We start from the raw sequence: 23,982 nt of genomic DNA, 5'->3' as shown, positions 1-23,982 counted from the left end.
GCCTTTTTTCATATACAGGAGAGACATATATGAAGAGAATTTTTTCGAAGGAGAAATCCCGGAAAGAGAAAAAAGCAGATTTTTATATTCTGTATACGATTGTTTTTGCGGCGATCTCGCTGTTTATTTACAGTTGTTTTTATTTCAATGGAAAATCCCTGATCTGGAGTCATGACGGTGTTCCGCAGCACATCAATGCATTGGCCTATTATGGAAAATATCTGCGGAATGTTCTGCAGACGCTGGTGACGGAGCATAAGCTTTCCCTTCCTATGTGGGATATGCATATCGGATACGGTTCCGATATCCTTACAACACTTCATTATTATGCGATCGGTGATCCGCTGACCTTACTGTCCGTTTTTGTACCGGAAAAAGACACAGAGATCTTATATGAGCTTCTGATCTTTCTCCGCATTTATCTGGCGGGTATCACATTCAGCATTTACTGCTTTTACCGCAAGAATCCCAAACAGGCTACATTTCTTGGAAGCCTTGTTTATATTTTTGCAGGATGGACCATTTATGCGTCCATGAAGCATCCATATTTTTCCAATCCCATGATCTATCTGCCGCTGGTCCTTATGGGAATTGAAAAGATTTACAAAAAAGAAAAGCCATACCTTTTTATCTGTGCGACGGCTGTAGCGGCAATGTCTAATTTTTATTTCTTTTATATGATCAGTATCTTTATGGTGCTGTATGCAGCTTTCCGGTATTTTGGAATATTCCGTAAGCGTTCAGTAAAAGATGTATTTCAGTGGTTCCTGAAATTTGCTGGCTTTTATCTGGTCGCACTTATGATCGCTGCACTGATCTTTTTACCTGTGGTCATGACTCTGTTTGGAACAGAGCGCTTTCAGGCGCAGAATTATGTGCCGCTGTTATATGACCGCATTTACTACGAAAAATATCTCGGCTGCCTGATCGGCGAAAATATGATCCAGTGGGGAGTTGCTGGATATTCCGCAGTTGCAATGGCAGGCGTGTTTGTGATCTTTTCCAAAAAGAAAAAATATACGGGACTGAAGCTGGGCTTTGTGCTTCTGAATCTGTTTTTGCTGATCCCCTTTGCAGGTCATGTACTGAATGGATTTTCATACGTGTCCAACCGATGGATCTGGGCGTATGGAATGCTGATCGCATATATCTTGGTACAGGCATATCCGGAACTGTTTACGCTGGGCATCAGGGAAAAACGACGGATATTTGTGATGCTGCTGATATATGGCGTGCTGGCACTGTTTTCAGAATCCGCTCGTACGGAACGCAATATCATGGCACTGATGATGCTGGTCCTGGCTGTGTTTACAGTGGTTTCCTACGGAAACGTATTTACACAGGGAAAATATCTCTGTGGAATGATCGTGGCCGTGCTTGTGACAAGCATCCTTCTGAATGTTTCATACCAGTATTCTTACGAAAAAGATTATCTGTCAGAATTTGAGGAAAAGGATCAGGCGCTGGAGAAGCTTCAGTCCGGACCGGACAAAGCGATCCGGTCAATGGACGATTCAGCGGTTACCAGATATGACCAGTACAAAACGGGCTCTTATGTAAACACTGCCATGTATATGGGAACCAACAGTACTTCCTATTATTTCAGTGTGGCCAATGGAAATATCAGCCGTTTCTTTGATGAGATGTATCTGAATACCCCCTGGGATTATCATTACAGCAGCCTAGACGGACGGAGTATCCTAGATCGTCTTGCCTCGGTGAAATATTTTGCCATCAAAAAAAGCGGATATGGGTATCTGCCATACGGCTATGACAGTGAAGCAGCAGTCACAAAAAAATACAGGATCTACGAAGACGAGGATTCCCTTCCTCTTGGTTATACCTATGATTCCTGGATCCCCAGAGAAAAGTATGAAAAGCTTTCCGTGACCGAAAAGCAGCAGGCACTCCTGCAGGGGGCAGTTCTGGAGGACAGCAGTCTTTCTGAGACAGACCTCATCTTTGACGATAAGAAAGCAGATTTTACACTGGAAGCAGGAAAAGGCTGTAAGATCAAAGACGGAAAGATCATTGTGGCCAAAGAAGGAGCAACCGTACAGATCGGATATCAGGGAGAGCCGGAGGCAGAGGTTTATCTTGTGGCAAAAAATCTGGATTTTAATGCCTATTCTCCACGTGCAGTGGTCAGTGATAAAAAATGGGATTCCATGACAGAATATGAGAAGAATACCGTGCGTTATGAAGACAATAACTGGCGCTACTGGAAAGAAAGCAAGGAATCAGCAGTGGATGTTTCGCTGGGCTCCGTGGACAAGACTATCCGGATCTTTACAGATAAATACAACGGCTACAGCGGAAGACATAATTTTCTTCTGAATATGGGATATAAAAACTATTCTGCAGGAACTATGACACTGACATTCTCCATGCCGGGAGAATATACCTTTGATGATCTGTATGTGGCATGTCAGCCCATGGCTTCTGTTGAAGAACAGACAGAGGAGCTTGGAAAAGAAAGTCTTCAGAATATCAAAACGGAGACAAATTGCATTCGTGGAGATATCACAACCACTTCCGATAAGATCCTGGTATTTTCCATTCCATACAGCGCAGGCTTTACCGCCTATGTAGATGGAGAAAAAACAGAACTTGTGCAGGCAAACAGTATGTATATGGGACTGGAATTAAAAAAAGGCAGGCATACGATCGCACTCAGATATTGTACACCGTATATTGTGCCCGGAATGATACTGACGGTGCTTGGCCTGATCCTGTTTGCCGGGATCGTAATATCTTACCGGCGCCAGGGAAAACAAAAAGAAAGGGGAAAACAGGAGAAATGAGCCGATTATCGGTAGTTTTGCCTGCCTGTAACGAGGAACCGATGGTGGAGAAAACCTGCCGGACTCTCAGAGAGCTCCTGGGGCAGGCCGGGATCCGTTATGAACTGGTCCTGGTAGATGACGGTTCCTCTGACGGGACCTGGGCAGCCATAGAAAAAGTATCCAGGGAAGATAAAAATGTGACAGGTGTGCATTTTTCCAGAAATTTCGGAAAAGAAGCAGCAATCGTGGCCGGCCTTGCACAGGCATGCGGAGATGCGGTGGCAGTGATGGACTGTGACCTGCAGCATCCGCCGGAAATCCTCTTGGAAATGTACCGGCTCTGGAAGCAGGGCTACGAGGTTGTGGAGGGCATCAAGAAAAACCGGGGAAAAGAAACTCTTTTTCACAGAAAAAGTGCCGGATTTTTCTATCGGATCATGTCCCGTGCCACCGGCTTTGATATGGAAAACGCTTCCGACTTCAAGCTGCTGGACAGGAAAGCGGTGGAGAGTGTTCTCGCCATGCCTGAGCGCAGCATGTTTTTCCGGGCGGCATCATCCTGGATAGGCTTCAAAAGCATCTCCGTACCTTTTGAGGTGCAGGAGCGTGAGGCCGGAGAATCCAAATGGTCTGCAGGAACGCTGATCAGCTATGCGTTTCGGAATATCGTGGCATTTACAACACTTCCGCTGCAGTTTGTAACAGCCGGTGCTGTGGGTTGCTTTGGGTGCTCCCTGCTCCTTCTGGTCTATTCTCTGGTCCGGTATTTTTCCGGGCATGCGGTGGAAGGCTATACCACACTTCTGATCGTGATGCTCTTTATCGGAAGTGCTGTGATGATGAGCCTTGGGATCATCGGATATTATATCGCCAGGATCTATGAGGAAGTAAAACGTCGTCCAAGATATATCGTATCAAAGATCATACGAGGAGGAGATACCAATGAAAAAGTGGATCCTTAAATTCTATGAAAATGATGTGATCCGTTATATTTTCTGGGGTGGTTGTACGACTCTCGTAAATCTGTTAAGCTTTTATATCATGAGGGCAATGGGAATCCCGCTGATGAGTGCCAACATCATATCGATCATCCTGGCGATCCTGTTTGCCTATGTTGTGAATTCCAGATTTGTATTTCATGACCGCTGTGAAACATGGAGGGATCATATACGGCCCTTTCTGAAATTTATAAGTGCCCGTCTGGTGACCATGGTCATTGAGGTAGGTGGCGTATGGCTTCTGGCGGAGATCCTGGGATTCCGGGATATGTTTGCAAAATTCTGCACACAATTTATCGTGCTGGCGTTGAATTATATCTTTAGTAAATTTATTATTTTTACCACAGGTAAAAGGATTGGAGGTAGCAAATGATGACTTTGGATGAGGCAGTGAAGAAAGTCCGCCCTCTGGATGAAAAGGCTATGGAGGGGGCGAGAAAGAGATGGGACAGTATTGCAAAGCCCCTGCATTCTCTGGGAGAGCTGGAGAATATGCTGACACAGATCGCCGGTATCACAGGTACACCGGAGGTACGTGTGGAGAAAAAAGCAGTGGTTGCCATGTGCGCGGATAACGGAGTTGTAGAAGAGGGTGTGACCCAGACCGGACAGGAAGTGACGGCTGTTGTGGCTGAGAATTTTCTGGAAGGGACTACTACCTGCTGTGTGATGTGCCGTCAGTGTGGAGCAGAGCTTTTTCCTGTAGATGTGGGAATGGTCACAGATACAAAGGTCCGTACAGATCTTAAGGTTGCTTATGGGACCAGAAATATGACCAGAGAGCCGGCAATGACAAGAGATCAGGCGATCCGTGGCATCGAAGCCGGAATTGCCATGGCAGAGGAGCTGAAGGAAAAAGGCTATCAGGTTCTTGCAACCGGCGAGATGGGCATTGGAAATACCACCACCAGCAGTGCGGTAGCAGCTGTGCTTCTCGGAAAACCGGTGGAAGATATGACCGGACGTGGTGCCGGATTGACCAGTGAAGGGCTTGTACGGAAGATCAATGCGATCAAAAAGGCGATCGCCCTGAATAATCCGGATCGTTCAGATGCCATTGACGTCCTGGCAAAGGTAGGTGGACTGGATATTGCAGGAATGGCAGGAGTATTCATTGGAGGAGCAGCACTTGGAATGCCGGTTGTCATGGACGGATTTATTTCCTGCGTATCTGCACTGATCGCAATAAAGATCTGCCCGCAGGTAAGTGATCATATCCTTGCGTCTCATGTATCCAAAGAGCCTGCAGCACAGCTGATCCTGAAGGAGCTTGGCAAGGAAGCGATCATCCACGCAGGCATGTGCCTGGGCGAGGGAACCGGAGCTGTGGCACTGTTTCCGATGATGGATCTGTCCTGTGCAGTATATAATTCCATGAGTACCTTTGGTGATATCAATGTAGAACAGTACGAGGAGCTGAAATAATATGCTGGTTGTTGTAACAGGAGGCAGCGGAAGCGGAAAATCTGCTTTTGCGGAAGAAACCGTACTTTCCCTTGGCGAAGCCAGAAGGATCTATATCGCCACCATGCAGGCTTTTGACGAAGAAAGCCACAGGCGCATCCGCAGACACCGGCACATGCGTGCAGGAAAAGGCTTCGAGACAATAGAAAGATATACAGAGCTGGATGAGCTGCTCATCCCGAAGGACTGCGTGGTCCTTCTGGAGTGCATGTCCAATCTGGTTGCAAATGAGATGTTCCGGGAAGGCGGCTTCCACCCGGAGGTGGCAGAAAAGATCACAGAAGGAGTGAAAAATCTTCTTTCCCAGGCAAAGCATGTGGTGATCGTCACCAACGAGATCTTTTCAGACGGGATCCTCTACGAGGAAGAATCAGAACAGTACAAAAAAGAACTGGGACAGATCAACCAGAAGCTGGCAGAGATGGCAGAAGAGGTTGTGGAAGTCGTATACGGGATCCCTGTATGGCATAAAGGAGGAAAGGAAACATGAAAAGCTTATGGAACAGTTTTAAGGCAGCCTTTGCCATGTTTTCAAAGATCCCCATGCCCATGGTGGACTGGAAGAAGGAAAACATAAAATATATGATGTGCTTTTTCCCCTTTGTGGGTACTGCCATCGGCATCCTGACCTGGTTTGCAGGAGGGATCCTCGGAGTGCATGCAGCTCTGGAACCATTTTTTCTCGCTGTGATCCTTACTGTGATCCCGGTATTTGTTACCGGCGGCATTCATGTAGACGGGCTTCTGGACACATCGGATGCATTAAGCTCCTGGCAGGAACGCACAAGGAGGCTGGAGATCCTGAAGGATTCCCATGCAGGTGCATTTGCCATTATCACAGCCTGTGTATATTTTATCCTCTGGCTGGGAGCCTGGGATCAGCTCCTTGGAAATTATAACGGGATCTGTATCATGAGCCTGGGCTTTATGATGTCCAGATGTCTTTCCGGGATCGGTGTGATCACATTTCCCAAGGCAAGGACAGACGGGACTGTGGCAGAATTTTCCAGAAATGCGTCAGAGATCGCAGTGCGAAATGTTCTTATCACGATGTTTGTGATCCTTGCAGCGCTGATGATATGGGTAGATCCGGTCCTGGGTGTTCTGGCAGCTGTCAGCGCACTTCTGGTATTTTGGTGGTATCACTATATGGCTTTGAAATATTTTGGAGGGACCACAGGTGATCTTTCCGGATTTTTCCTTTGCATCTGCGAGGTTGTGATGGCACTGGTGCTTGCTCTTGGTGGCACGTTTAATCTGTAATGAAGATTTGGATGAGGTAAAAAAGATATGGAAATGATAATCGGAGGCGCATATCAGGGAAAAGCTGCCTATGCAAAAGCACAGTTCCCGGATGTGGACTGGAAATTCGGAGGAGAGATCACAGAAGAGGAGCTTTTGAAGGCAGCGGGTGTTCTGGGATTTCAGGAATACATAAGAAAAGCTCTGAAGGCAGGAGAAGATCTCACCGGCCTGGCAGAAAAGCTGGCACAGCAGGATCCGGATGTGATCCTTGTCAGTGAGGAGGTAGGCTATGGGATCGTTCCGGCGGATGCTTTTGAACGGCAGTACCGAGAAGCTGTTGGCCGGGTGTGCACTGCACTGGCTGCAAAAAGCAGCAGGGTCACAAGAGTGGTATGCGGGATCGGGACGGTGCTGAAGGATGATTAGATTATATCTGATACGACACGGACAGACACCCGGAAATAAGCTTCAGCGTTATATCGGAACAACGGATGAACCGCTGAGCACGGAGGGAAAGGAATTTCTGGAAAAGCTGACCTATCCCATGCCGGAGGCCCTTTATGTAAGTCCGCTCTGCCGCTGTGTGGAAACTGCGGGAATCCTTTTTCCGGGAAAAAGCTTTCATATCATCGAAGAGCTTTCCGAGTGTGATTTTGGAGAGTTTGAGAATAAAAATTATAAAGAGCTTTCCGGAAATCAGGATTATCAGAGGTGGATTGATAGCAATGGAACGCTTCCTTTTCCGGGAGGAGAAAGTCGAGAAGCGTTTAAGCACCGGAGCCTTACAGGATTTCAGAAGGCTGTCACACAGTGTATCCGCAACAACATAAAGACAGCGGCTCTTGTGATACATGGCGGTACGATCATGAACATTATGGAAGAATATGCGGACAGACCCAGGGCTTTTTATGAATGGCATGTAAAAAACGGCGGCGGTTATCTGGCAGAGCTGGAGCCTGCGCTGTGGCAGAAGGGACGGAGAGAGCTCTGTGTCCGTGAATCATATATGGAGGGTTAAGTTATGAATGAGCAGAAGATCAGCTGGAAACGCAGCGACTTGAAATGGCGTGGAAAACAGGCATTCAAAAAAAATTACTGGTCAGCAGTGCTGGTAAGTCTGGTGCTGGCTATTGTGATGGCAACCGGCGGAAGCGGTGCGGCCACTGGCAGTGCCGGAAATGTGGTAAGTCCGGACTACGGTGTTACAACGTATCGTTTGGGTACGGATATCAATGGTGTTACTTCTTATGTCAGCCATGTATTTCGCTCCCCACTGGCAGTGCTTTTTGCACTTCTGAGTGCCAGTGCCGTGGTAGCTGTGGCTCTGATCGGAATTCTTTTTCATTTCTTTGTGGGAAATGTTTTGGAGGTAGGCGGAAGAGATTTTTACATTGAGAACCTTTATTCTGTACCCGGGCCCGGAAAGCTCCTCAGTGTATTTCGTTCCGGAAATTACGGTAATATCGTAAAAACCATGTTTTTACGGGACCTGTATCTTGTATTGTGGACGCTGCTTTTTATTATTCCCGGAGTGGTAAAATCCTACGAATATAAGATGATCCCTTATCTTCTTGCGGAATATCCGGATATGAGCACAAAGGAAGTATTTGCAAAAAGCCGTGAGATGATGAACGGACAGAAGATGGATACCTTTATCCTGGATCTTTCCTTTATTCCCTGGTCTGTCCTTTCGGCAATTACGGCCGGGATCGCGGGACTCTTTTATGTATCCCCGTATAAGGATGCAACCTATGCGGAGCTTTATGATACTCTTGCGGCAGGAATGCCGGGAAACGGACGGCAGGTGTATGAAGATGAAAGCAGCGGCATATACGGATAAAATGATCCTTGTGAGAGGTGGTGGAGATCTGGCCACAGGAGTGATCCACAAGCTTCATCAGAGTGGCTATCAGGTCCTGATCCTGGAATGTGACCGTCCAAGTGCCATCCGCCGTCATGTGGCCTTCTGTGAAGCTGTTTATGACGGAACTGCAGAGGTAGAAGGCGTTGTGTGCAGGAGGATCACGGAGAACGATATCCGGACCCAGTGCAGGAAATGCTGGGTACAGGGAGAGATCCCCCTTCTGACAGATACCCATGGAAAATATATCCGCGAACTGGAGCCGGAGGCAGTGATCGATGCCATCCTTGCAAAAAAGAATCTTGGGACCAGCAGGGATATGGCACCACTGACTGTGGGACTTGGCCCGGGCTTTACCGCAGGGGAGGATGTGGATTACGTGATCGAGACCATGCGCGGCCATAACCTGGGAAGGATCATAAAAAAAGGCATTGCCCTGCCGAATACCGGAGTGCCGGGACTGATCGCAGGGATCGGAAAGGAACGTGTGATCCATTCACCGGCAGCCGGTAACATGAAAAACATCTGTCAGATTGCAGATCTTGTTGAAAAAGACCAGGTGATCGCCATGGTAGGTGATACGCCGGTGAAGGCTACCATTTCCGGCGTGATCCGGGGGCTGATCCGGGACGGCTACCCTGTTTTTGAGGGAATGAAGATCGCGGACATCGACCCAAGGGCAGAACAGAAGAAAAACTGTTTTACGATCTCAGACAAGGCGAGGTGTATCGCAGGGGGAGTACTGGAGGTGCTGCTTTCCTGCGGAGTGCTTCCGGGAACAGAGAAAGCTGTGGGGAATGAGAATCTGTGACCGATACAGAGCCTGGTGCCCCTGAAAGAAGTTAGAAGATAAATGGAGTGTGTCATGAAGAAAAATGAAAAAGCGCTTACTGTGGCATTCACAGGAGGCGGCGGAAAGACCAGTCTGATCCTTGGACTGGCAGAAATATTTTCCGGACAGGGAAAACGTGTGATCGTGACCACAACCACGCATATGGCATGGGAACCGGAACGTCCTTTTGCGGAGGCAGAGGACATTCCGGGAGCATGCCGGCTTATAGAACAATACGGATACGTCATCGCGGCTCATCACAAGGCCGGGCAGCCAAAGATTTCCGGCCCCGAAAAGGAGATCCTGGAAAAGCTGCCCGGCTTTTGTGATCTTCTTCTTGTGGAAGCTGACGGATCCAGGCGCCGACCCCTTAAAGTGCCGGCTGTTCATGAGCCGGTGATTCCTTCTTTTGCAGATGTGGTAGTAGGAGTGATCGGTCTTGACTGCATCGGCAGAAGGATTTGTGATACGGCACACCGTCCGGATGATGTTGCGGGATTTCTGGGAAAGCGTACAGATGAGCCTGTGACATGGATGGATGTGTGGAAGATCATCCGGTCTGAAGACGGATTGCAAAAAGGCGTGGACGGGCGAAGATTTCTTGCGTATCTGAACAAGGCAGATACTCTGGAGGATCCTTGTGTGGTGGAGAAGCTTATGGCACAAGGTCAGGAGTCTGGGATCATGGTGATCTGCGGAAGCCTGCAGAGAAGTGTAAACAGCTAGTACAGCGAAAATTAAGTTTCTGCTATATTGACGCAGGATGATTTCTTCATCTGCAAGGCGGAGGAATGAGGCGTAGCGGTGGCTACGACGATTGACGACAACGCAGCAGATGAAAAATCAGGCAAGTCAATATGGCGGTTACTTAATATTCGCTGTACTAGAATCGAAAGGAAGTGGAGCGGTGATATGAAGCTGGGACTGATCATGCTGGCAGCAGGAAACAGCCGGCGGTTTGGAAGCAATAAGTTGCTGTACGGGATAGACGGAATGCCGATGTACAGGCATATTCTCCTGGAACTGAAAAAAGTGAAAGCAGCACTGGAGGAACAGGGGCACAGGTGTGAGATCACAGTTGTCACACAGTATGAGGAGATCGCGCAGGAAGCAGAGAAGCTTGGCGCGTGGTTTCTTTATAATCTGCATCCGGATGAGGGGATATCTTCCTCACTGAAGATTGGGCTGCGGGTCAACCGGGAGATGGATGCTTGTTTGTTTACGGTGGCAGATCAGCCGTGGTTGCGGTGGGAGACGGTTTTTGGACTGGTGGATGTGTTTTTGAGAGAGGGGAAGGGGATCGCCTGTGTGGAGCATGATGGGAAGACGGGGAATCCCTGTGTTTTTTCGAAGAAGTATTATGGGGAGCTGATGAAGCTTTCCGGTGATGTTGGAGGGAAGAGGGTGGTTGTGGCACATCGAGGGGATGTGGCTGTGATGAAGGTGGAAGATGGACGGGAGATGGTGGATGTGGATGTGGTTTTTGCGGACGGACGCCGGTGAGGTACCGTCTGGTTTGGGCTGGGGCTTCGTCGGGGGCTGGCTTCTAAGGCGCTGGAAATCTGCTAAAACCGCTGAAAAAAATCCAGAACTCGCTCCTGCGTCGCTCAAACAGCTGGATTTTTTCCAGCAACGCAGATTCCCACCGCCTAAGAAGCGCACCTCTCCTGCAGAGCCAGCCCAAACCAGACGCTACCTCGCCGGCTGACGTGCGAAGGAGTGGAGGGCTAGAGTGAAGGTGTGAGGTTGAAGAAGATGACAAAAAGAACTGTTGACGTGTGGCATAGAGAATGAGCTAGGGTGAAAGCACCGTGTCTGAGGCAATTTTCACGCATACAAAAGCCAGCAGGGAACCGCCCTGGCGTGGCGGGATGCTCTGCAGAAGTCAGCGGACGACGAAGCCCTTCCCGCTACGCCAGGGCGGTTCCCTGCGTACGTTCGTTATTATAATATAGATATTTCCTACATAAAGTGATTCTTAGCCGCTTCTTCCTCAGCCAGACGAACCGTCTCACCGGAAGGATTGGAGATCACTGCCGAAGCTACGATCTCACAAGGCGGGTTTCCTTTTACACTGTCAACGGCAGCCGTAACAGCAGAAACATCACCGGTCAGAAAAACAGTGGCATGTCCACCACACTTTGTCTGCCAGGTAAGAAAAGAAACATCAGAAGTCTTCAGCATCTGGTCGATCACCAGGATTGCATTACTGCTGCCAACAACCTCAACTAAACCAAAAGCACCATAATTCATAAATCCGTCGCCCCCTTTATTTATTGATCGTCATCTTCAGTGCAATCTCAGTATCCTCAGAAGGAGAAGCAATCACAGTATGAGAAACAACCTTACCAAGAGGTTTGGCTGCCTCCAGCGCAACCTCCATAGCTGCATTAACGTCAGAAACAGAACCACGCATCTTGACACAGGCGCCACTCTTCAGACGGTTACGCTCAACACTTTGGATCCTGACATTGGCTGCTTTGGAAGCAGCATCAAGAGCAACAAAACAGGCAACCAGGTTATCAAGCTCAAAAACACCTACAGCCATGCCCTTATAATTATTATCCATAAAAATACCTCCATGCGGAACAGATTCCCAGTGATGTGGTTTTTTGACCGATTTTACGTGGAATCATTACCGTTTTTATGGCTTTATTATAACTTTTTTAGACAAAAATAGCAAGAAATAAATACACGGATAATCAGATAGTTACTGTCCATTCCGTTTTCAGCAACATGCTTCGCGATGTACAGAATTTATGCTGATCGCATAAGTTCGCGCGGTATGTCTCGGGTTTTCTGTGATCTTCGCTCACAAAAAACAGTTTGCGGGATATTACAGTGAACAAACAGTAACGTCTGATATTTCCGCAGCAGCCTTACAGGGAAATATTTACTTTGCATATCAGATATAGTATATTTACAATAGTAAAAAAGTAGGAAGGTGTAAAGAAATGCAGATACATCAGACAGACTTTTCAACAGGAAATGTCTATCGTAACATTATGGAAGTGGCTGTGCCGATGATCATTGCACAGATCCTAAACCTCCTTTACAACATTGTAGACCGGATCTATATCGGAAGGATTCCTGAGATCGGAGCCACTGCACTGACAGGAGTGGGACTGTGTTTTCCTATTATCACCCTGATCACCGCATTTACCTATCTTTTTGGAAATGGAGGAGCACCGCTTTGTTCCATGGAACGGGGAAGAGGAAACCGGGAAGAAGCAGAAATGCTCATGGGAAACACCTTTGTGATGCTGATCGGCACAGGAGTGATCCTGACAGCCATTGGCCTTATCTTTTACAGACCGATCCTCTATGCCTTTGGCGCCAGTGATGTAACCTTTTCCTATGCGGCAGACTACATAAGGATCTATCTTCTGGGAACCCTGTTTGTGATGATCACTTTGGGAATGAACCCGTTTATCAACAGCCAGGGCTTTGGAAACACAGGGATGCTCACGATACTGATCGGTGCGGTACTGAACATTCTTCTGGATCCCCTGTTTATCTTTGGGATGCACATGGGAGTCCGGGGAGCGGCTTTGGCGACTATCATTTCCCAGTTCTGTTCCGCCATCTGGGTCTTACGCTTCCTTACAGGAAAAAAGGCGATCCTGAACCTGAAAAAAAGCGCCATGAGGATCTCCTGGAAAAGAGTGGGCAGTATCGTAAGCCTGGGTATGTCCGGTTTTTTTATGGCATTTACAAACAGTCTTGTGCAGGTGGTATGCAATGCCACACTCCAGACCTGGGGTGGTGATATCTACGTTGGTGTCATGACAGTTTTAAATTCTGTCCGTGACATTTTCACCATGCCGGTCCATGGGCTTACTACAGGTGCTTCTCCGGTCATGAGCTTCAATTATGGAGAAAAAGCATACGACAGAGTCAAAAAAGCAATTAAATTTATTACAGCTGTCTGTGTGATCTATACCCTGGCAGGCTGGGGAATCCTGAAGCTGCTTCCGGAATTTTTCATCCGGATCTTTAACAGCGATCCCGGGCTTCTGGAAAAGGGAGTTCCTGCCCTTCATATTTACTTTTTCGGCTTCTGCTTTATGGCCTTGCAGTTTACCGGACAAAGTGTGTTCGTAGCACTTGGAAAGGCAAAAAAGGCTACCTTTTTTTCTCTGTTCCGAAAGGTAGTGATCGTGGTACCGCTGACGCTCCTGCTGCCTCACGTGAATGGCCTGGGAACAGACGGCGTGTTCTGGGCGGAACCGGTTTCCAACCTTGTAGGCGGCTGTGCATGCTTTTTCACCATGCTGGCAACAGTACTGCCGGAGCTGAACAAACGTAAGGCATAAGACGGGCCGCGCGAATTTATGCGATTAGCATAAATTCTGTGCATCGCGAAGTGTGTTACTGAGAACGGAGTGAACAGTGACTTTAAACGGGCCGGATAAGGGTTTGCGGGAAATTTTGATATGTGTTAGAATGGACGGGATGATTTGAAAGTCCGGCGTATAGCCGGACAGGAATGAGAGGAAAATATAATGGCTTTATTTCAGGCATTTCGGGCAGTAAGACCTGCTTCGGAAAAAGCAGAAAAGGTGGCTGCACTTCCCTATGACGTAGTCAGCAGAGAGGAAGCGAGAAAGATCGGGGAAAAAAATCCGGAATCTTTTCTCCATATAGACCGTGCAGAGATGGATCTGGATCCGGAAACCGATCTTTATGATCCGAAGGTTTATCAGAAGGCAAGGGAAAATCTGGATCGTTTCCAGAAAGAAGGGATCCTGATCCAGGATGAGAAACCGAACTATTATCTGTATGAACTGATCCGTAAGGGAAGATCCCAGACCGGGATCGTAGGTGTCAGTTCCATTGATGATTACATGAATGGTGTGATCAAAAAGCATGAGCTTACAAGAGAGGATAAGGAGCAGGACCGCATCCGTCATGTGGATGTCTGTGATGCCAACACAGGCCCTATTTTTCTGGCGTGCAGATATCCGGCAGAGCTTCTTACTCTTATGGAAGAATGGAAAAATGCACATGTTCCTGTGTATGATTTTACTTCCGATGACGAGATCACACATCGTGTATGGGTCGTAGATGAGGAAGAAAAGATCCGGACTATACATAGTCTTTTTGGCGGAATCTCCTCTATCTATATTGCTGATGGACACCACAGAGCAGCCTCCGCAGTAAAGGTTGGACAGAAGAGAAGAGCGGAGCATCCGGACTACACCGGAAAAGAAGAATTTAACTTTTTCCTGTCTGTGGTATTTCCGTATGACCAGCTGACCATCCTTCCGTATCACAGGATCGTAAAGGATATCAAGGGTATGGAACCCAAAGCCTTTATCGGAAGCATGAAGTTTAATTTTGAGCTGATGGCAATGCCGGGATTTCCATGTAAACCGGTGGAGAAACACTGCTTTGGGCTGTATGTAGACGGAGAATGGTTCCATCTGAAGGCATATCCGGATATCTATGCGGGTAAAGACAGCGTAGGTCAGCTGGATGTGTCTATTCTTCAGGATAAGGTCCTGGGTCCGGTTCTGGGGATCAGTGACCCGCGTACCGATGAGAGGATCCGCTTTATGGGAGGAAACCACCGGCTGAAGGATCTGGCAGCAGCTGCAGATGAGACAGGAGGAGCTGCCTTTGCCATGTATCCTACATCCATGGAGGAGCTGATGACGATCGCAGACGAGGGTAAGCTTATGCCGCCAAAGAGCACCTGGTTTGAACCGAAGCTCCGCAGTGGTCTTTTTATCCATAAGCTTTCAGACTGATGCCGGATGCTTTATAGATTTTTAATAAAATTGTCAGGAAAATCTTAGGAAATCACTACAGATTGCTCACATTTGTCCGGTAAGATACAAGTATATTCTGAGCAAACGCGAAAGAGGGTTTTTCATGACAAACGAACAGTATTACGATTGTATCCAGCCATATCAGAACGCATGTCAGATCATGCGCGCCAAGCTTGAGGTGCTCAACGGAAGCCTGTATCAGAAGTCTTCCGTATCTCCGATCCACAATATCCAGGAACGGATCAAATCCAAGAAGAGCATCGAAAAGAAGCTGGAGAAGCTGGGACATTCGGACAGTGTGCAGAACGCCAAGGATCATCTCCGGGATATCGCTGGGATCCGTGTGATCTGCTACTTTATTGATGATATATACAATCTTGTAAATGCGCTGAAGCGGCAGAGTGAACTGATCTTTATCAGGGAAAAGGATTACATACAGAATCCCAAGCCTAACGGATACCGCAGCTTTCACGTGATCATTGCAGTTCCGGTGTATTATCTGGATACCATGGAGTATTTTCCGGTGGAGATCCAGCTGAGGACGATGACCATGGATCTCTGGGCAAGCATGGAGCACCGTGTCTGTTACAAGAAGCTTCCGGAACACAGGGATGAGCTGGCGGAGGCCTTCTGTCAGTATGCAGATATCCTTGGAAAGATCGAGGAACAGTTTGAAGCCTACAATGAAACAGGAATGCTGGAGGAGATCACACCTGCCCAGATTACTGAGAATCCGACGGAGGGATAGGAATGGAGATCGAAGAGGAATTTATATCCGGTTTCTGCCGTACCATGAACGGGGGCGAAACCGTCTGCTGTGAGTATACACGGCAGGAGGACAGCAGCAGGAAGCTGACCTTTATGGACTGCGCGCATGAAAGATGTGTAAACACAGGCGCCTGTGAGATCTTCAAACAGGCCCATGAGCTGGAGCAGAAATAAAAGATCAAAGAAAAGAAAACAGCGAAAAAGCAATAATGATAAAACAGCAATTATAAAAAATCACAGAATACAGGAGGAGTGCGTATGAAGCACATAGTAGATGCAATGGGGAAACAGTGTCCGATCCCGGTTGTGATGACCAAGAAGATCCTTGACAAGGCAGAGCAGGGAGACGAGATCTTGATCCTGGTAGATAATGAAACAGCAGTAAACAATTTGAGCAGACTTGCCGGAAGTACCGGATGCAGCTTCGTATCCAGAAAAACAGAAGGTGGTTACGAGATCAATATGACAGTAAAATCTGATCCTGCTGCAAGAAGCCAGGCAGAGCCTGAGATCGTCTGCACACCGGCTGTTCCGCAGGGAGATTATACCGTTGCCATCACTTCCGATAAGATGGGAGATGGAGATCCGGAGCTTGGCGGGATTCTGATCAAGGGATTTGTGTATGCATTGACACAGCTGGAGACACCGCCGTCAGTTATGCTGTTTTATAATGGCGGAGCCAGACTTACCGCACAGGATTCACCATGTATCGAAGACCTTAAGACCTTACAGGAGCAGGGAACAGAGATCCTGACCTGCGGAACCTGCGTGAACTTCTACGGACTGAAGGAACCGGCAGTGGGAACCGTAACAAATATGTATACCATAGCGGAAAAGCTCACAAAAGCAGGAAAAGTGATCCGCCCGTAAACAGAAAAACATATAGAAACAACAAAAGCATATAGAAACAATAGAAACTTACAGAAACAGACAGAAACAAATAGAAATACACAGAAATGCCGCAGAGCCATTTTGAAGCCTGCGGCATTTCTGACATCCAGTTGGTATCTGGTTGATATCCGGTTATGAGCAAGCAACGAAGCGGATCGGATCGCAAATATCCGCCTGACTTAGCTCCGAACTTACAATTCCACATCAAGCTGCTGCTCCTCAATATGATGACGCTTTGCATAGCCGGTAAGCAGCAGTGTCAGTGCACCGTCGCCGGTCACGTTGCATGCAGTTCCGAAGCTGTCCTGCAGTGCAAAGATGGTAAGCATCAATGCAGTGCCGGAGCTGTCGAATTTCAGTATTCCGGTGATGATGCCAAGGGATGCCATGACGGTTCCGCCGGGAACACCGGGAGCTCCGATGGCAAAGATACCCAGAAGAAGGCAGAACAGAACCATGGTACCCGGCGTGGGAACGGAACCGTACAGGATCTTCGAAATCGCCATACAGAAGAAAACCTCTGTCAGAACGGAGCCACAGAGATGGATGTTTGCAAAAAGAGGAATCCCGAAGCTGACCAGATCCTTACGGAGTGGTTTTGCCTTGGAGGCGCACTGCAATGCAACGGCCAGTGTGGCTGCAGAGGACATGGTCCCTACGGCAGTCAGATAGGCAGGACCATAATGGCGGACAACCTCCAGAGGATTTTCTCCGGAATAGATACCTGCAAGGATGTAAAGAAGAGCCATCCAGATAAAATGCCCGGCAAGCACCAGTACGATGATCTTCAGAAAAACAGGCAGCTGTCTGGTGATGGTTCCCTCGTAGGCAAGGCCACAGAAGGTAGTGCCGATAAATAACGGAAGAATGGGGATGATGATTCGAGCCACCAGAGAAAGAACGATTTTCTGAAATTCATCCAGGAGCCCAGTGATCAGCTTCGCCTTTGTCCAGGTAGCGGCAAGTCCCAGCATCATTGCAAAAACAAGAGCACTCATAACGGACATGATCTGCGGGATCTCCAGCTCAAAGATCACCTCCGGCAGCCGCTTCAGTCCTGCAGCATAGGAATGGATGGACAGATGTGGAATGATGAGAAAGCCAGAGGCTGTGGAAAAAAGCGCTGCGCCAACAGAGGAGCCGTAAGCGAGGACAACCGCAACACCCAGCATCAGCGAAGCATTTTTGCCAAGCCTGGTAATGGACGGAGCGATAAATCCCAGCACGATCAGCGGCACGCAGAAGGTAATGAGCTGGCCCAGAATGTACTTGATAGTAACTGTGATATTAAGAACTGCCATGGAGATTCCGTTGGTGCTGTACCGGTTCAGGATAAGCCCGGCTATGATCCCCAGGATCACGGCGACCAACAGCTTAAATGGCAGGCTGTTGAAAAAAGATGTTTTTTTCATTGGAAAACCTCCTCGGATAGTATAAAATAAAGCCAGAGTTTATTATAAAGGTATTTGATAAAAATCACAAGGAGGATGAAATGATTTATCTGGATAACGCGGCTACAAGCTTTCATAAGCCGGACTGTGTGCCGCGTGCTGTGGTGGAAGCCATGCAGCATGCAGGAAACAGCGGAAGGGGCAGCAGCGGCGAAGCAATGGCAGCCTCAAGGCTTATTTTTAATACAAGATGCCAGATCGCAGAGATGTTTGACGTATGGGGACCGGAATGTGTGGCCTTTACATCCAATGACACGGAAGCGCTCAATATCGCCCTGCAGGGAACACTTCATCCAGAGGAGGGAACTATCCATGCGATCTGTACGGAGATGGATCACAACAGTGTGCTCCGTCCGCTGTACCGCCTGGAAAAAAAAGGCATGAAGCTTACGATCCTGCCGGCAGACCGCAAGGGACGGATCTCCCTTACGGAGCTTGAAGCAGCCATCCGTCCGGAGACGAAGGTGATCGTCTGTACCCACGCCTCCAATCTGACAGGAAATCTCAATGATATCCACGCCATCGGTGAGATCGCACAGAAGCACCAGAAGCTTTTTATTGTGGATGCTGCCCAGACAGCAGGAGTATTTCCGATTTCCATGAAAAAAGATCATATAGATATTCTTTGCTTTTCCGGACATAAGGGCCTTATGGGACCCCAGGGCACAGGAGCTATCTGTGTCCGGCCGGGGGTATCTGTGGAGCCTCTGAAGGTAGGCGGAAGCGGCGTCCTCACCTTTCAGAGAGAGCATCCGCAGGATATGCCGGAGACACTGGAGGCAGGCACCCTGAACAGCCACGGGATCGCAGGTCTTGGCGCAGCCATCAGCTGGATTACCGAAATTGGAACAGAACAGATCCGAAAAAGAGAGCAGCAGCTGATGTGGCGTTTTTATGACCAGGTAAAGGAAATTCCGGGAGTCACCTTGTACGGAGATTTTTCCAGGGAAGAACGCTCCCCTGTGGTGACTCTGAATATTGCAGAGATGGATTCGGCAGAGGTGGCTATGGTCCTTGATGAAGAGTACGGAATCAGTGTAAGAGCCGGCGGCCACTGTGCACCGCTGATGCACAAAGCACTGGGAACCGAAAAAACAGGAACTGTCCGCTTTAGCTTTTCTTATTTTAATACGGAAGAAGAGGTGGACACTGCTGCCGGGGCGGTAAAGGAGCTTGCCGCGGAATAAACAGCGAAAGACGGACAGAAAGGACACAAAACATGTATCAGACAATATATGATGTGGTAGAAAAAAGAGGACGCATAAAAACAGGGATCCTTCTGAACGGAAAGGATGCCGGACTGAAATATCTTGCGGAAGAAAACAACTTTTTTTATCCGGAGGGAGCAGAAAGAAATAAAGAAGCAGAAGAATTCCTGAAGGCTTCCGTGGAAGCAGCCGTAGAAACCGGCGTTGTGAAAAACGGAGACCGGGAGATATTTGTGGAAACCTACGAGAAGAATCCCAGGCTGATCATACTGGGTGGCGGCCATGTTTCTCTTCCGGTAGCAGAGATCGGCAGGATGCTGGGCTTTCATGTAACAGTTATGGATGACCGGGAGGAATTTGTGACGGAGGAAAGATTTCCCATGGCAGATGAGAGGATCTTTGGAGATTTTGATACCCTGTCCGACAGGATCCCTCCCTATGAAAATGCCTACTATGTAGTGGTGACACGAGGCCATCTGGGAGATTCCGCCTGTGCAAGAGCGATCCTTAAGAGACCCTTTGCATATTTCGGAATGATCGGAAGCAGGACAAAGGTGCGGATCACCAGGGAAAAGCTCCTGAAAGAGGGATTTACGGAGGAACAGCTGGATCAGATCCATGCCCCCATCGGACTTCCCATCGGAGGACAGATGCCGGCTGAGATCGCCGTGAGCATCATGGCAGAGATCGTGCAGGAAAAGAACCGGCATTTCCGCACCTACTGTGATGAGGAGGTGGAGGCAGCAGTACGCCGCAGGACACCGGGAACCATGGTCACGATCATCGAGAAGAAGGGCTCCTCACCAAGAGGAACCGGGAGCAAGATGTTCGTATTCCGGGACGGAAGCACGGCAGGAAGCATCGGCGGCGGAAAAGTGGAGTTTGAAGCCGGAAAACACGCAGTAAATATCCGAAATACGGAAACAAAGATTTACGAGCTGGGACAGGGGGCAGGAGATCTGGGAATGATCTGCGGCGGAACTGTCCGGGTGCTTTTTGAGCCGGTAAATATGTGAAAGAACCGGCCAGGACTTGCATAATATTGCAGAATCGTGTATATTGGACGCAGAGAATTTTTTACCGGCGTATAAGGAGGAATCAGATAAAATGAAGAAAAAATGTATTATGGCTTTGATAATAGGCGCGGCTTTCCTTGCACAGGGCTGTGGATATGAGGAAGGAACCGATGCAGTGGTAACAGTAGTAGATTCCACACCGACGCCGGAGCCCACAGAGAAGCCGAAGGCAACTGCAACACCTACACCGAAGGCAGCAGCAGATTCCACAGCAGACGGAGCAGCAGCGGCGGCAGACTCCACCACAGCCGGGGCAGCAGATCCCGCAGCACAGACAGCAGCTACGGAGCAGACCCCAAGCGGCATCAACGTACAGGCTCAGGATGCCACCTACTATGCAGTGGAGGGTGTGAATTTACGTTCTGACGCCAACGCAGAGGCAGAATTTGTGGCAGGTGTCCTTTCCGGAGAATCCCTGAAGTGTACCGGTGTCTGTGACAATGGATGGATCCGTGTGGATTATAATGGCCAGACCTGCTACGCATCCGGCGATTACGTCAGCACAACCCCGCCGGTAGGAGCAGTGGCAGCAGATACTACCGCAGAAGATGCTACCGCAGAAGCAGCACAGTAGAGCACAGACTACAGGCTTTGACCAGATCAGAGAAATCCTGATCCTGCTTCAATTGCAGATATCTCCTTGATATAATAAAAAACAGGCAGCTGTATCCGATGAAATACATCGATACAGGCAGCCTGTTTTTTTGTTTCGGCATATAGTCCGTTCAGAACACAAGGATCATGCCAGCGGATCGTACCTGCAGATCATTCCGGATAAACAAGACGGTCCGGCTTGATATCGTAGAGAACCTCGTTTAGGAATTTCTTTGCCAGATATTTTGCCATGCCAAGGTTCATATCCAGATAATTTCCGCAGTCCTTGGGAGAAGCTCCCGGGATCTCACCCTCAAAATCGCGGATAAATTCAAACATCTCGATCATCAGCGGAACGATATCTCTGGATTCATAATCCCCGTTAAGAAGAAGATAATTTCCGGTACGGCAGCCCATAGGACCCCAGTAAATGACCTTCGGGCCAAACTCCTTATGGTTCCGCAGGAAGGTAGCTGCCAGATGCTCCATGGCGTGAAGCTCGGCTGTGTTCATAACAGGCTCCTCATTGGGAGAAGTCATACGGATATCGAAGGTAGTGATCACCTGATCTCCAACCGGATCCTTACGTGAAACGTATACGCCAGGCTGAAGCTTGATATGGTCAATGGTAAAACTTGTGATCTTTTCCATGTTGATTCCTCACTTTCTTATATGTACGGAGCCCATAATAAGCTCCATACATGATTTTAGCAGAGAACCGGAAGAGATACAAGGCAAAACAAAGGGAATCCTGCACCTGGTTCCGTGCAAAGTTGACTTTATGAAAAGATGATGTTAAACTGAGAAAAGCTTACAGGGGGAGAGTGAAAAGCTCACCTGAAAATGCCGGAACAGGCGTTTTCGGGATCTGATAAGGAGGACTTATAAATATGAAACGTAAGGTTTTAGCCGTATTATTTGCGACAGCTCTTACCGCAGGAATGCTTTCCGGATGCGGAAGCACAGACAGTACTTCTGACAAAGCAGACCAGAAGGAAGAATCTCTGGAGAAAGAAACCTCAGAAGGACAGACAGGCGTAGATGAAGAGACAGCAGCCAATGCAGTATCCGAGGAGGAGGCTGAGGCGGCAGGCTTTTCAGACCATGAAGAAAGCGCCGATGATCAGGAGGCTTCCGGTGATGCAGAGGACACTTCACATGAAACCGAAGCTTCTGCAGACAGTACAGAGGATACAGACAGCGCAGACGGAGAATTTTCCGATGGTTCCGAGGATGCACAAATGGCAGGAACAACTGTGATCGATACCAGCCAGCAGCTGACAGGAACCCATCATGCTGCCATCACCGTAAAGGATTATGGCGAGATCGATGTAGAGCTGGATGCAGACACCGCACCCATTACAGTCACAAATTTTGTAAAGCTGGTACAGGACAATTTTTATGACGGTCTGACCTTCCACCGGATCATTGACGGATTTATGATCCAGGGCGGAGATCCAAACGGAGACGGGACCGGCGGAGCAGAGGATACCATCAAGGGCGAATTTTCCAGCAATGGAGTGAAGAACGATATTTCTCATGTGAGAGGAACCATTTCCATGGCCCGCAGCACAGATCCGGACAGCGCAAGCTCTCAGTTCTTTATCGTACAGTCCGATTCCACACATTTGGATGGCGACTATGCTGCATTCGGACACGTGACCTCAGGGATGGACATTGTAGATCAGATCTGCAAGGATGCCAAGCCGACAGACGGCAACGGAACCATTGCAAAGGATCAGCAACCGGTGATCGAGAGTATCCGTATGGTTGACTGACAGGAGGGAGAAGGATGCTGAAAGGGAAAACAGTGCTTCTTGGCATCACAGGAAGTATTGCTGCATACAAGATCGCATATCTGGCAAGTGCATTACATAAGCTTCATGCAGATGTCCATGTACTGATGACAGAGAATGCAACGAACTTTATCAATCCGATCACATTTGAAACACTGACCGGGAATAAATGCCTGGTGGATACCTTTGACCGGAACTTTCAGTTCCAGGTAGAGCACGTATCCATTGCCAAGAAGGCAGATGTTGTGATGATCGCACCGGCCAGTGCAAACGTGATCGGAAAGCTGGCCAACGGCCTTGCGGACGATATGCTCACTACTACGGTAATGGCCTGCAGGTGTCAGAAGATCCTTGCACCGGCCATGAATACCGCCATGTATGAGAATCCTGTGGTACAGGACAATATCCGGAAGCTGCAAACCTACGGATATGAGGTGATCACACCGGCCAGTGGCTACCTGGCATGCGGGGACACCGGAGCCGGAAAAATGCCGGAGCCGGAAACCCTTCTGGAATATATCCTGAAGGAAGCCGCCTTCCAGAAAGACCTTGCCGGCAAAAAGCTCCTGGTAACGGCAGGACCTACCCAGGAGGCCATCGACCCGGTCCGCTGTCTTACCAACCATTCATCCGGAAAGATGGGATACGCCATTGCAAAAATGGCCATGCTCAGAGGAGCGGAGGTTACGCTGGTAAGCGGACCTACTGCCATTGAGCCGCCCCTTTTTGTGAAGGTTGTACCTGTGACATCCGCCAGAGATATGTTCGAGGCAGTCACCGGCTTAAGTGATGAACAGGACATCATCATCAAGGCTGCCGCAGTGGCAGACTACCGTCCGAAGCAGGTCAGCGAAGACAAGGTTAAGAAAAAAGACGATCAGGCTTCCATAGAGCTTGAGAGGACAGACGACATTCTGAAATATCTGGGCCAGCACAAAAAGCAGGGCCAGTTCCTCTGCGGATTTTCCATGGAGACCAGAGACATGCTCCGTAATTCCAGAGCCAAGCTTGAGAAGAAAAACCTGGATATGGTGGCAGCCAACAACCTGAAGGTAGAAGGCGCTGGATTCCAGGGAGATACCAATGTCCTGACTCTGATCACACAGGACGAAGAAGTGTCACTCCCGCTTATGAGCAAGGAGGATGCAGCGTTAAAGATCCTGGATAAGATCCTTCTGCTTACCACAAAGGCAGAAGCATAGCCACAGAACCGGTCAGAGAGCCGGTTTTAACAACGA

At 48.6% G+C, this 23,982-nt stretch carries 26 protein-coding genes; 22 read left to right on the top strand and 4 right to left on the bottom strand.

Annotation, left to right across the window (positions count from 1 at the left end; genetic code table 11):
* Positions 1–29: 29 nt before the first annotated feature.
* The 12 genes from NQ489_RS10410 to NQ489_RS10355 all read left to right on the top strand — a co-directional run bounded on the left by NQ489_RS10410 (position 30) and on the right by NQ489_RS10355 (position 10,689).
* The gene (locus NQ489_RS10410) at positions 30–2,804 is read left to right on the top strand and encodes a YfhO family protein (RefSeq protein WP_021650415.1); all 2,775 of its coding nucleotides are present in this window, start codon (positions 30–32) and stop codon (positions 2,802–2,804) included.
* Positions 2,801–3,748: a glycosyltransferase family 2 protein gene (locus NQ489_RS10405; protein WP_015524751.1), complete on the top strand. Its 948-nt coding sequence runs from the start codon at positions 2,801–2,803 to the stop codon at positions 3,746–3,748. The genes NQ489_RS10410 and NQ489_RS10405 overlap by 4 nt, the downstream gene beginning before the upstream one ends.
* The gene (locus tag NQ489_RS10400) at positions 3,729–4,157 is read left to right on the top strand and encodes a GtrA family protein (protein ID WP_015524752.1); all 429 of its coding nucleotides are present in this window, start codon (positions 3,729–3,731) and stop codon (positions 4,155–4,157) included. Before NQ489_RS10405 ends, NQ489_RS10400 begins: the two co-directional genes overlap by 20 nt.
* Entirely contained in the window at positions 4,157–5,209 is a 1,053-nt protein-coding gene (cobT, locus tag NQ489_RS10395) for a nicotinate-nucleotide--dimethylbenzimidazole phosphoribosyltransferase (protein ID WP_015524753.1), read from the top strand. Before NQ489_RS10400 ends, cobT begins: the two co-directional genes overlap by 1 nt.
* 1 nt (position 5,210) lies before the next feature.
* Entirely contained in the window at positions 5,211–5,738 is a 528-nt protein-coding gene (locus NQ489_RS10390) for a bifunctional adenosylcobinamide kinase/adenosylcobinamide-phosphate guanylyltransferase (RefSeq protein WP_021650417.1), read from the top strand.
* On the top strand, positions 5,735–6,511 hold the full coding sequence (locus NQ489_RS10385; RefSeq protein ID WP_021650418.1) for an adenosylcobinamide-GDP ribazoletransferase: 777 nt from the start codon (positions 5,735–5,737) through the stop codon (positions 6,509–6,511). The genes NQ489_RS10390 and NQ489_RS10385 overlap by 4 nt, the downstream gene beginning before the upstream one ends.
* 27 nt (positions 6,512–6,538) lie before the next feature.
* Positions 6,539–6,919: a bifunctional adenosylcobinamide kinase/adenosylcobinamide-phosphate guanylyltransferase gene (locus NQ489_RS10380; RefSeq protein WP_021650419.1), complete on the top strand. Its 381-nt coding sequence runs from the start codon at positions 6,539–6,541 to the stop codon at positions 6,917–6,919.
* Entirely contained in the window at positions 6,912–7,511 is a 600-nt protein-coding gene (locus NQ489_RS10375) for a histidine phosphatase family protein (protein WP_015524757.1), read from the top strand. Before NQ489_RS10380 ends, NQ489_RS10375 begins: the two co-directional genes overlap by 8 nt.
* A 3-nt stretch (positions 7,512–7,514) precedes the next feature.
* On the top strand, positions 7,515–8,333 hold the full coding sequence (locus tag NQ489_RS10370) for a DUF975 family protein (RefSeq protein ID WP_021650420.1): 819 nt from the start codon (positions 7,515–7,517) through the stop codon (positions 8,331–8,333).
* Positions 8,302–9,165, top strand: a complete 864-nt coding sequence (yqeB, locus tag NQ489_RS10365; protein ID WP_021650421.1) for a selenium-dependent molybdenum cofactor biosynthesis protein YqeB — start codon at positions 8,302–8,304, stop codon at positions 9,163–9,165. Before NQ489_RS10370 ends, yqeB begins: the two co-directional genes overlap by 32 nt.
* A 54-nt stretch (positions 9,166–9,219) precedes the next feature.
* Entirely contained in the window at positions 9,220–9,912 is a 693-nt protein-coding gene (gene yqeC / locus NQ489_RS10360) for a selenium cofactor biosynthesis protein YqeC (RefSeq protein ID WP_198013381.1), read from the top strand.
* Positions 9,913–9,990: 78 nt separating this feature from the next.
* Complete coding sequence (locus tag NQ489_RS10355) at positions 9,991–10,689, top strand: nucleotidyltransferase family protein (RefSeq protein ID WP_192926476.1); 699 nt, start codon at positions 9,991–9,993, stop codon at positions 10,687–10,689.
* 459 nt (positions 10,690–11,148) lie between these two features.
* Here NQ489_RS10355 and NQ489_RS10350 read toward each other — a convergent pair whose 3' ends face one another.
* Both NQ489_RS10350 and NQ489_RS10345 read right to left on the bottom strand, forming a co-directional pair.
* Entirely contained in the window at positions 11,149–11,439 is a 291-nt protein-coding gene (locus NQ489_RS10350) for a BMC domain-containing protein (RefSeq protein ID WP_021651696.1), read from the bottom strand.
* A 16-nt stretch (positions 11,440–11,455) separates the two neighbouring features.
* Complete coding sequence (locus NQ489_RS10345; RefSeq protein WP_015524766.1) at positions 11,456–11,755, bottom strand: BMC domain-containing protein; 300 nt, start codon at positions 11,753–11,755, stop codon at positions 11,456–11,458.
* A 385-nt stretch (positions 11,756–12,140) separates the two neighbouring features.
* On the opposite strand from NQ489_RS10345, the gene NQ489_RS10340 reads away from it, so the two are divergent.
* The 5 genes from NQ489_RS10340 to yedF all read left to right on the top strand — a co-directional run bounded on the left by NQ489_RS10340 (position 12,141) and on the right by yedF (position 16,598).
* On the top strand, positions 12,141–13,502 hold the full coding sequence (locus tag NQ489_RS10340) for an MATE family efflux transporter (protein WP_021651697.1): 1,362 nt from the start codon (positions 12,141–12,143) through the stop codon (positions 13,500–13,502).
* Between the two features lie 189 nt (positions 13,503–13,691).
* Positions 13,692–14,939, top strand: coding sequence for a DUF1015 domain-containing protein (locus NQ489_RS10335; RefSeq protein ID WP_021651698.1), 1,248 nt, complete (start codon positions 13,692–13,694; stop codon positions 14,937–14,939).
* Positions 14,940–15,063: 124 nt separating this feature from the next.
* Positions 15,064–15,708 (top strand): GTP pyrophosphokinase, encoded by a 645-nt coding sequence (locus NQ489_RS10330; protein ID WP_015524770.1) that lies wholly within the window; start codon positions 15,064–15,066, stop codon positions 15,706–15,708.
* 2 nt (positions 15,709–15,710) lie between these two features.
* Entirely contained in the window at positions 15,711–15,902 is a 192-nt protein-coding gene (locus NQ489_RS10325) for a hypothetical protein (protein WP_015524771.1), read from the top strand.
* Between the two features lie 84 nt (positions 15,903–15,986).
* Positions 15,987–16,598, top strand: coding sequence for a sulfurtransferase-like selenium metabolism protein YedF (yedF, locus tag NQ489_RS10320; protein WP_021651699.1), 612 nt, complete (start codon positions 15,987–15,989; stop codon positions 16,596–16,598).
* A gap of 212 nt (positions 16,599–16,810) precedes the next feature.
* Here the strand turns inward: yedF and NQ489_RS10315 are convergent, their stop codons facing one another.
* Entirely contained in the window at positions 16,811–18,031 is a 1,221-nt protein-coding gene (locus tag NQ489_RS10315) for a dicarboxylate/amino acid:cation symporter (protein ID WP_021651700.1), read from the bottom strand.
* A gap of 80 nt (positions 18,032–18,111) precedes the next feature.
* Here NQ489_RS10315 and NQ489_RS10310 point away from each other — a divergent pair, with 80 nt between their 5' ends.
* The 3 genes from NQ489_RS10310 (at position 18,112) to NQ489_RS10300 (ending at position 20,928) form a co-directional block, all read left to right on the top strand.
* Positions 18,112–19,257 (top strand): aminotransferase class V-fold PLP-dependent enzyme, encoded by a 1,146-nt coding sequence (locus NQ489_RS10310; protein ID WP_021651701.1) that lies wholly within the window; start codon positions 18,112–18,114, stop codon positions 19,255–19,257.
* A 32-nt stretch (positions 19,258–19,289) separates the two neighbouring features.
* On the top strand, positions 19,290–20,294 hold the full coding sequence (locus NQ489_RS10305; RefSeq protein ID WP_021651702.1) for an XdhC family protein: 1,005 nt from the start codon (positions 19,290–19,292) through the stop codon (positions 20,292–20,294).
* A 91-nt stretch (positions 20,295–20,385) separates the two neighbouring features.
* Positions 20,386–20,928: an SH3 domain-containing protein gene (locus NQ489_RS10300; protein ID WP_044961601.1), complete on the top strand. Its 543-nt coding sequence runs from the start codon at positions 20,386–20,388 to the stop codon at positions 20,926–20,928.
* Between the two features lie 191 nt (positions 20,929–21,119).
* Here NQ489_RS10300 and NQ489_RS10295 read toward each other — a convergent pair whose 3' ends face one another.
* Positions 21,120–21,599: an S-ribosylhomocysteine lyase gene (locus NQ489_RS10295; protein ID WP_015524777.1), complete on the bottom strand. Its 480-nt coding sequence runs from the start codon at positions 21,597–21,599 to the stop codon at positions 21,120–21,122.
* 239 nt (positions 21,600–21,838) lie between these two features.
* Here NQ489_RS10295 and NQ489_RS10290 point away from each other — a divergent pair, with 239 nt between their 5' ends.
* On the top strand, positions 21,839–22,726 hold the full coding sequence (locus tag NQ489_RS10290) for a peptidylprolyl isomerase (RefSeq protein WP_021651706.1): 888 nt from the start codon (positions 21,839–21,841) through the stop codon (positions 22,724–22,726).
* 14 nt (positions 22,727–22,740) lie between these two features.
* The gene (gene coaBC / locus NQ489_RS10285) at positions 22,741–23,946 is read left to right on the top strand and encodes a bifunctional phosphopantothenoylcysteine decarboxylase/phosphopantothenate--cysteine ligase CoaBC (RefSeq protein WP_021651707.1); all 1,206 of its coding nucleotides are present in this window, start codon (positions 22,741–22,743) and stop codon (positions 23,944–23,946) included.
* Positions 23,947–23,982: the final 36 nt, after the last annotated feature.

The organism is Blautia sp. KLE_1732_HM_1032, assembly GCF_025147905.1.
Classification (GTDB): Bacteria; Bacillota; Clostridia; order Lachnospirales; family Lachnospiraceae; genus Blautia_A; species Blautia_A fusiformis.
Note: the sequence above shows the minus strand (reverse complement) of the source record. Positions and strands in the feature narration are given on the sequence as shown.

What these genes read in the sequence shown, in the direction of transcription:
- yedF (WP_021651699.1), top strand. Translation starts at nt 15,987, where the DNA reads ATGAAGCACATAGTAGATGCAATGGGGAAACAGTGTCCGATCCCGGTT.
- coaBC (WP_021651707.1), top strand. Translation starts at nt 22,741, where the DNA reads ATGCTGAAAGGGAAAACAGTGCTTCTTGGCATCACAGGAAGTATTGCT.
- NQ489_RS10300 (WP_044961601.1), top strand. Translation starts at nt 20,386, where the DNA reads ATGAAGAAAAAATGTATTATGGCTTTGATAATAGGCGCGGCTTTCCTT.
- NQ489_RS10410 (WP_021650415.1), top strand. Translation starts at nt 30, where the DNA reads ATGAAGAGAATTTTTTCGAAGGAGAAATCCCGGAAAGAGAAAAAAGCA.
- cobT (WP_015524753.1), top strand. Translation starts at nt 4,157, where the DNA reads ATGACTTTGGATGAGGCAGTGAAGAAAGTCCGCCCTCTGGATGAAAAG.
- NQ489_RS10330 (WP_015524770.1), top strand. Translation starts at nt 15,064, where the DNA reads ATGACAAACGAACAGTATTACGATTGTATCCAGCCATATCAGAACGCA.
- NQ489_RS10345 (WP_015524766.1), bottom strand. Translation starts at nt 11,755, where the DNA reads ATGGATAATAATTATAAGGGCATGGCTGTAGGTGTTTTTGAGCTTGAT.
- NQ489_RS10305 (WP_021651702.1), top strand. Translation starts at nt 19,290, where the DNA reads ATGTATCAGACAATATATGATGTGGTAGAAAAAAGAGGACGCATAAAA.
- NQ489_RS10350 (WP_021651696.1), bottom strand. Translation starts at nt 11,439, where the DNA reads ATGAATTATGGTGCTTTTGGTTTAGTTGAGGTTGTTGGCAGCAGTAAT.
- NQ489_RS10385 (WP_021650418.1), top strand. Translation starts at nt 5,735, where the DNA reads ATGAAAAGCTTATGGAACAGTTTTAAGGCAGCCTTTGCCATGTTTTCA.
- NQ489_RS10405 (WP_015524751.1), top strand. Translation starts at nt 2,801, where the DNA reads ATGAGCCGATTATCGGTAGTTTTGCCTGCCTGTAACGAGGAACCGATG.
- NQ489_RS10340 (WP_021651697.1), top strand. Translation starts at nt 12,141, where the DNA reads ATGCAGATACATCAGACAGACTTTTCAACAGGAAATGTCTATCGTAAC.
- yqeC (WP_198013381.1), top strand. Translation starts at nt 9,220, where the DNA reads ATGAAGAAAAATGAAAAAGCGCTTACTGTGGCATTCACAGGAGGCGGC.
- yqeB (WP_021650421.1), top strand. Translation starts at nt 8,302, where the DNA reads ATGAAGATGAAAGCAGCGGCATATACGGATAAAATGATCCTTGTGAGA.
- NQ489_RS10290 (WP_021651706.1), top strand. Translation starts at nt 21,839, where the DNA reads ATGAAACGTAAGGTTTTAGCCGTATTATTTGCGACAGCTCTTACCGCA.
- NQ489_RS10325 (WP_015524771.1), top strand. Translation starts at nt 15,711, where the DNA reads ATGGAGATCGAAGAGGAATTTATATCCGGTTTCTGCCGTACCATGAAC.
- NQ489_RS10390 (WP_021650417.1), top strand. Translation starts at nt 5,211, where the DNA reads ATGCTGGTTGTTGTAACAGGAGGCAGCGGAAGCGGAAAATCTGCTTTT.
- NQ489_RS10400 (WP_015524752.1), top strand. Translation starts at nt 3,729, where the DNA reads ATGAAAAAGTGGATCCTTAAATTCTATGAAAATGATGTGATCCGTTAT.
- NQ489_RS10315 (WP_021651700.1), bottom strand. Translation starts at nt 18,031, where the DNA reads ATGAAAAAAACATCTTTTTTCAACAGCCTGCCATTTAAGCTGTTGGTC.
- NQ489_RS10375 (WP_015524757.1), top strand. Translation starts at nt 6,912, where the DNA reads ATGATTAGATTATATCTGATACGACACGGACAGACACCCGGAAATAAG.
- NQ489_RS10295 (WP_015524777.1), bottom strand. Translation starts at nt 21,599, where the DNA reads ATGGAAAAGATCACAAGTTTTACCATTGACCATATCAAGCTTCAGCCT.
- NQ489_RS10380 (WP_021650419.1), top strand. Translation starts at nt 6,539, where the DNA reads ATGGAAATGATAATCGGAGGCGCATATCAGGGAAAAGCTGCCTATGCA.
- NQ489_RS10335 (WP_021651698.1), top strand. Translation starts at nt 13,692, where the DNA reads ATGGCTTTATTTCAGGCATTTCGGGCAGTAAGACCTGCTTCGGAAAAA.
- NQ489_RS10310 (WP_021651701.1), top strand. Translation starts at nt 18,112, where the DNA reads ATGATTTATCTGGATAACGCGGCTACAAGCTTTCATAAGCCGGACTGT.
- NQ489_RS10370 (WP_021650420.1), top strand. Translation starts at nt 7,515, where the DNA reads ATGAATGAGCAGAAGATCAGCTGGAAACGCAGCGACTTGAAATGGCGT.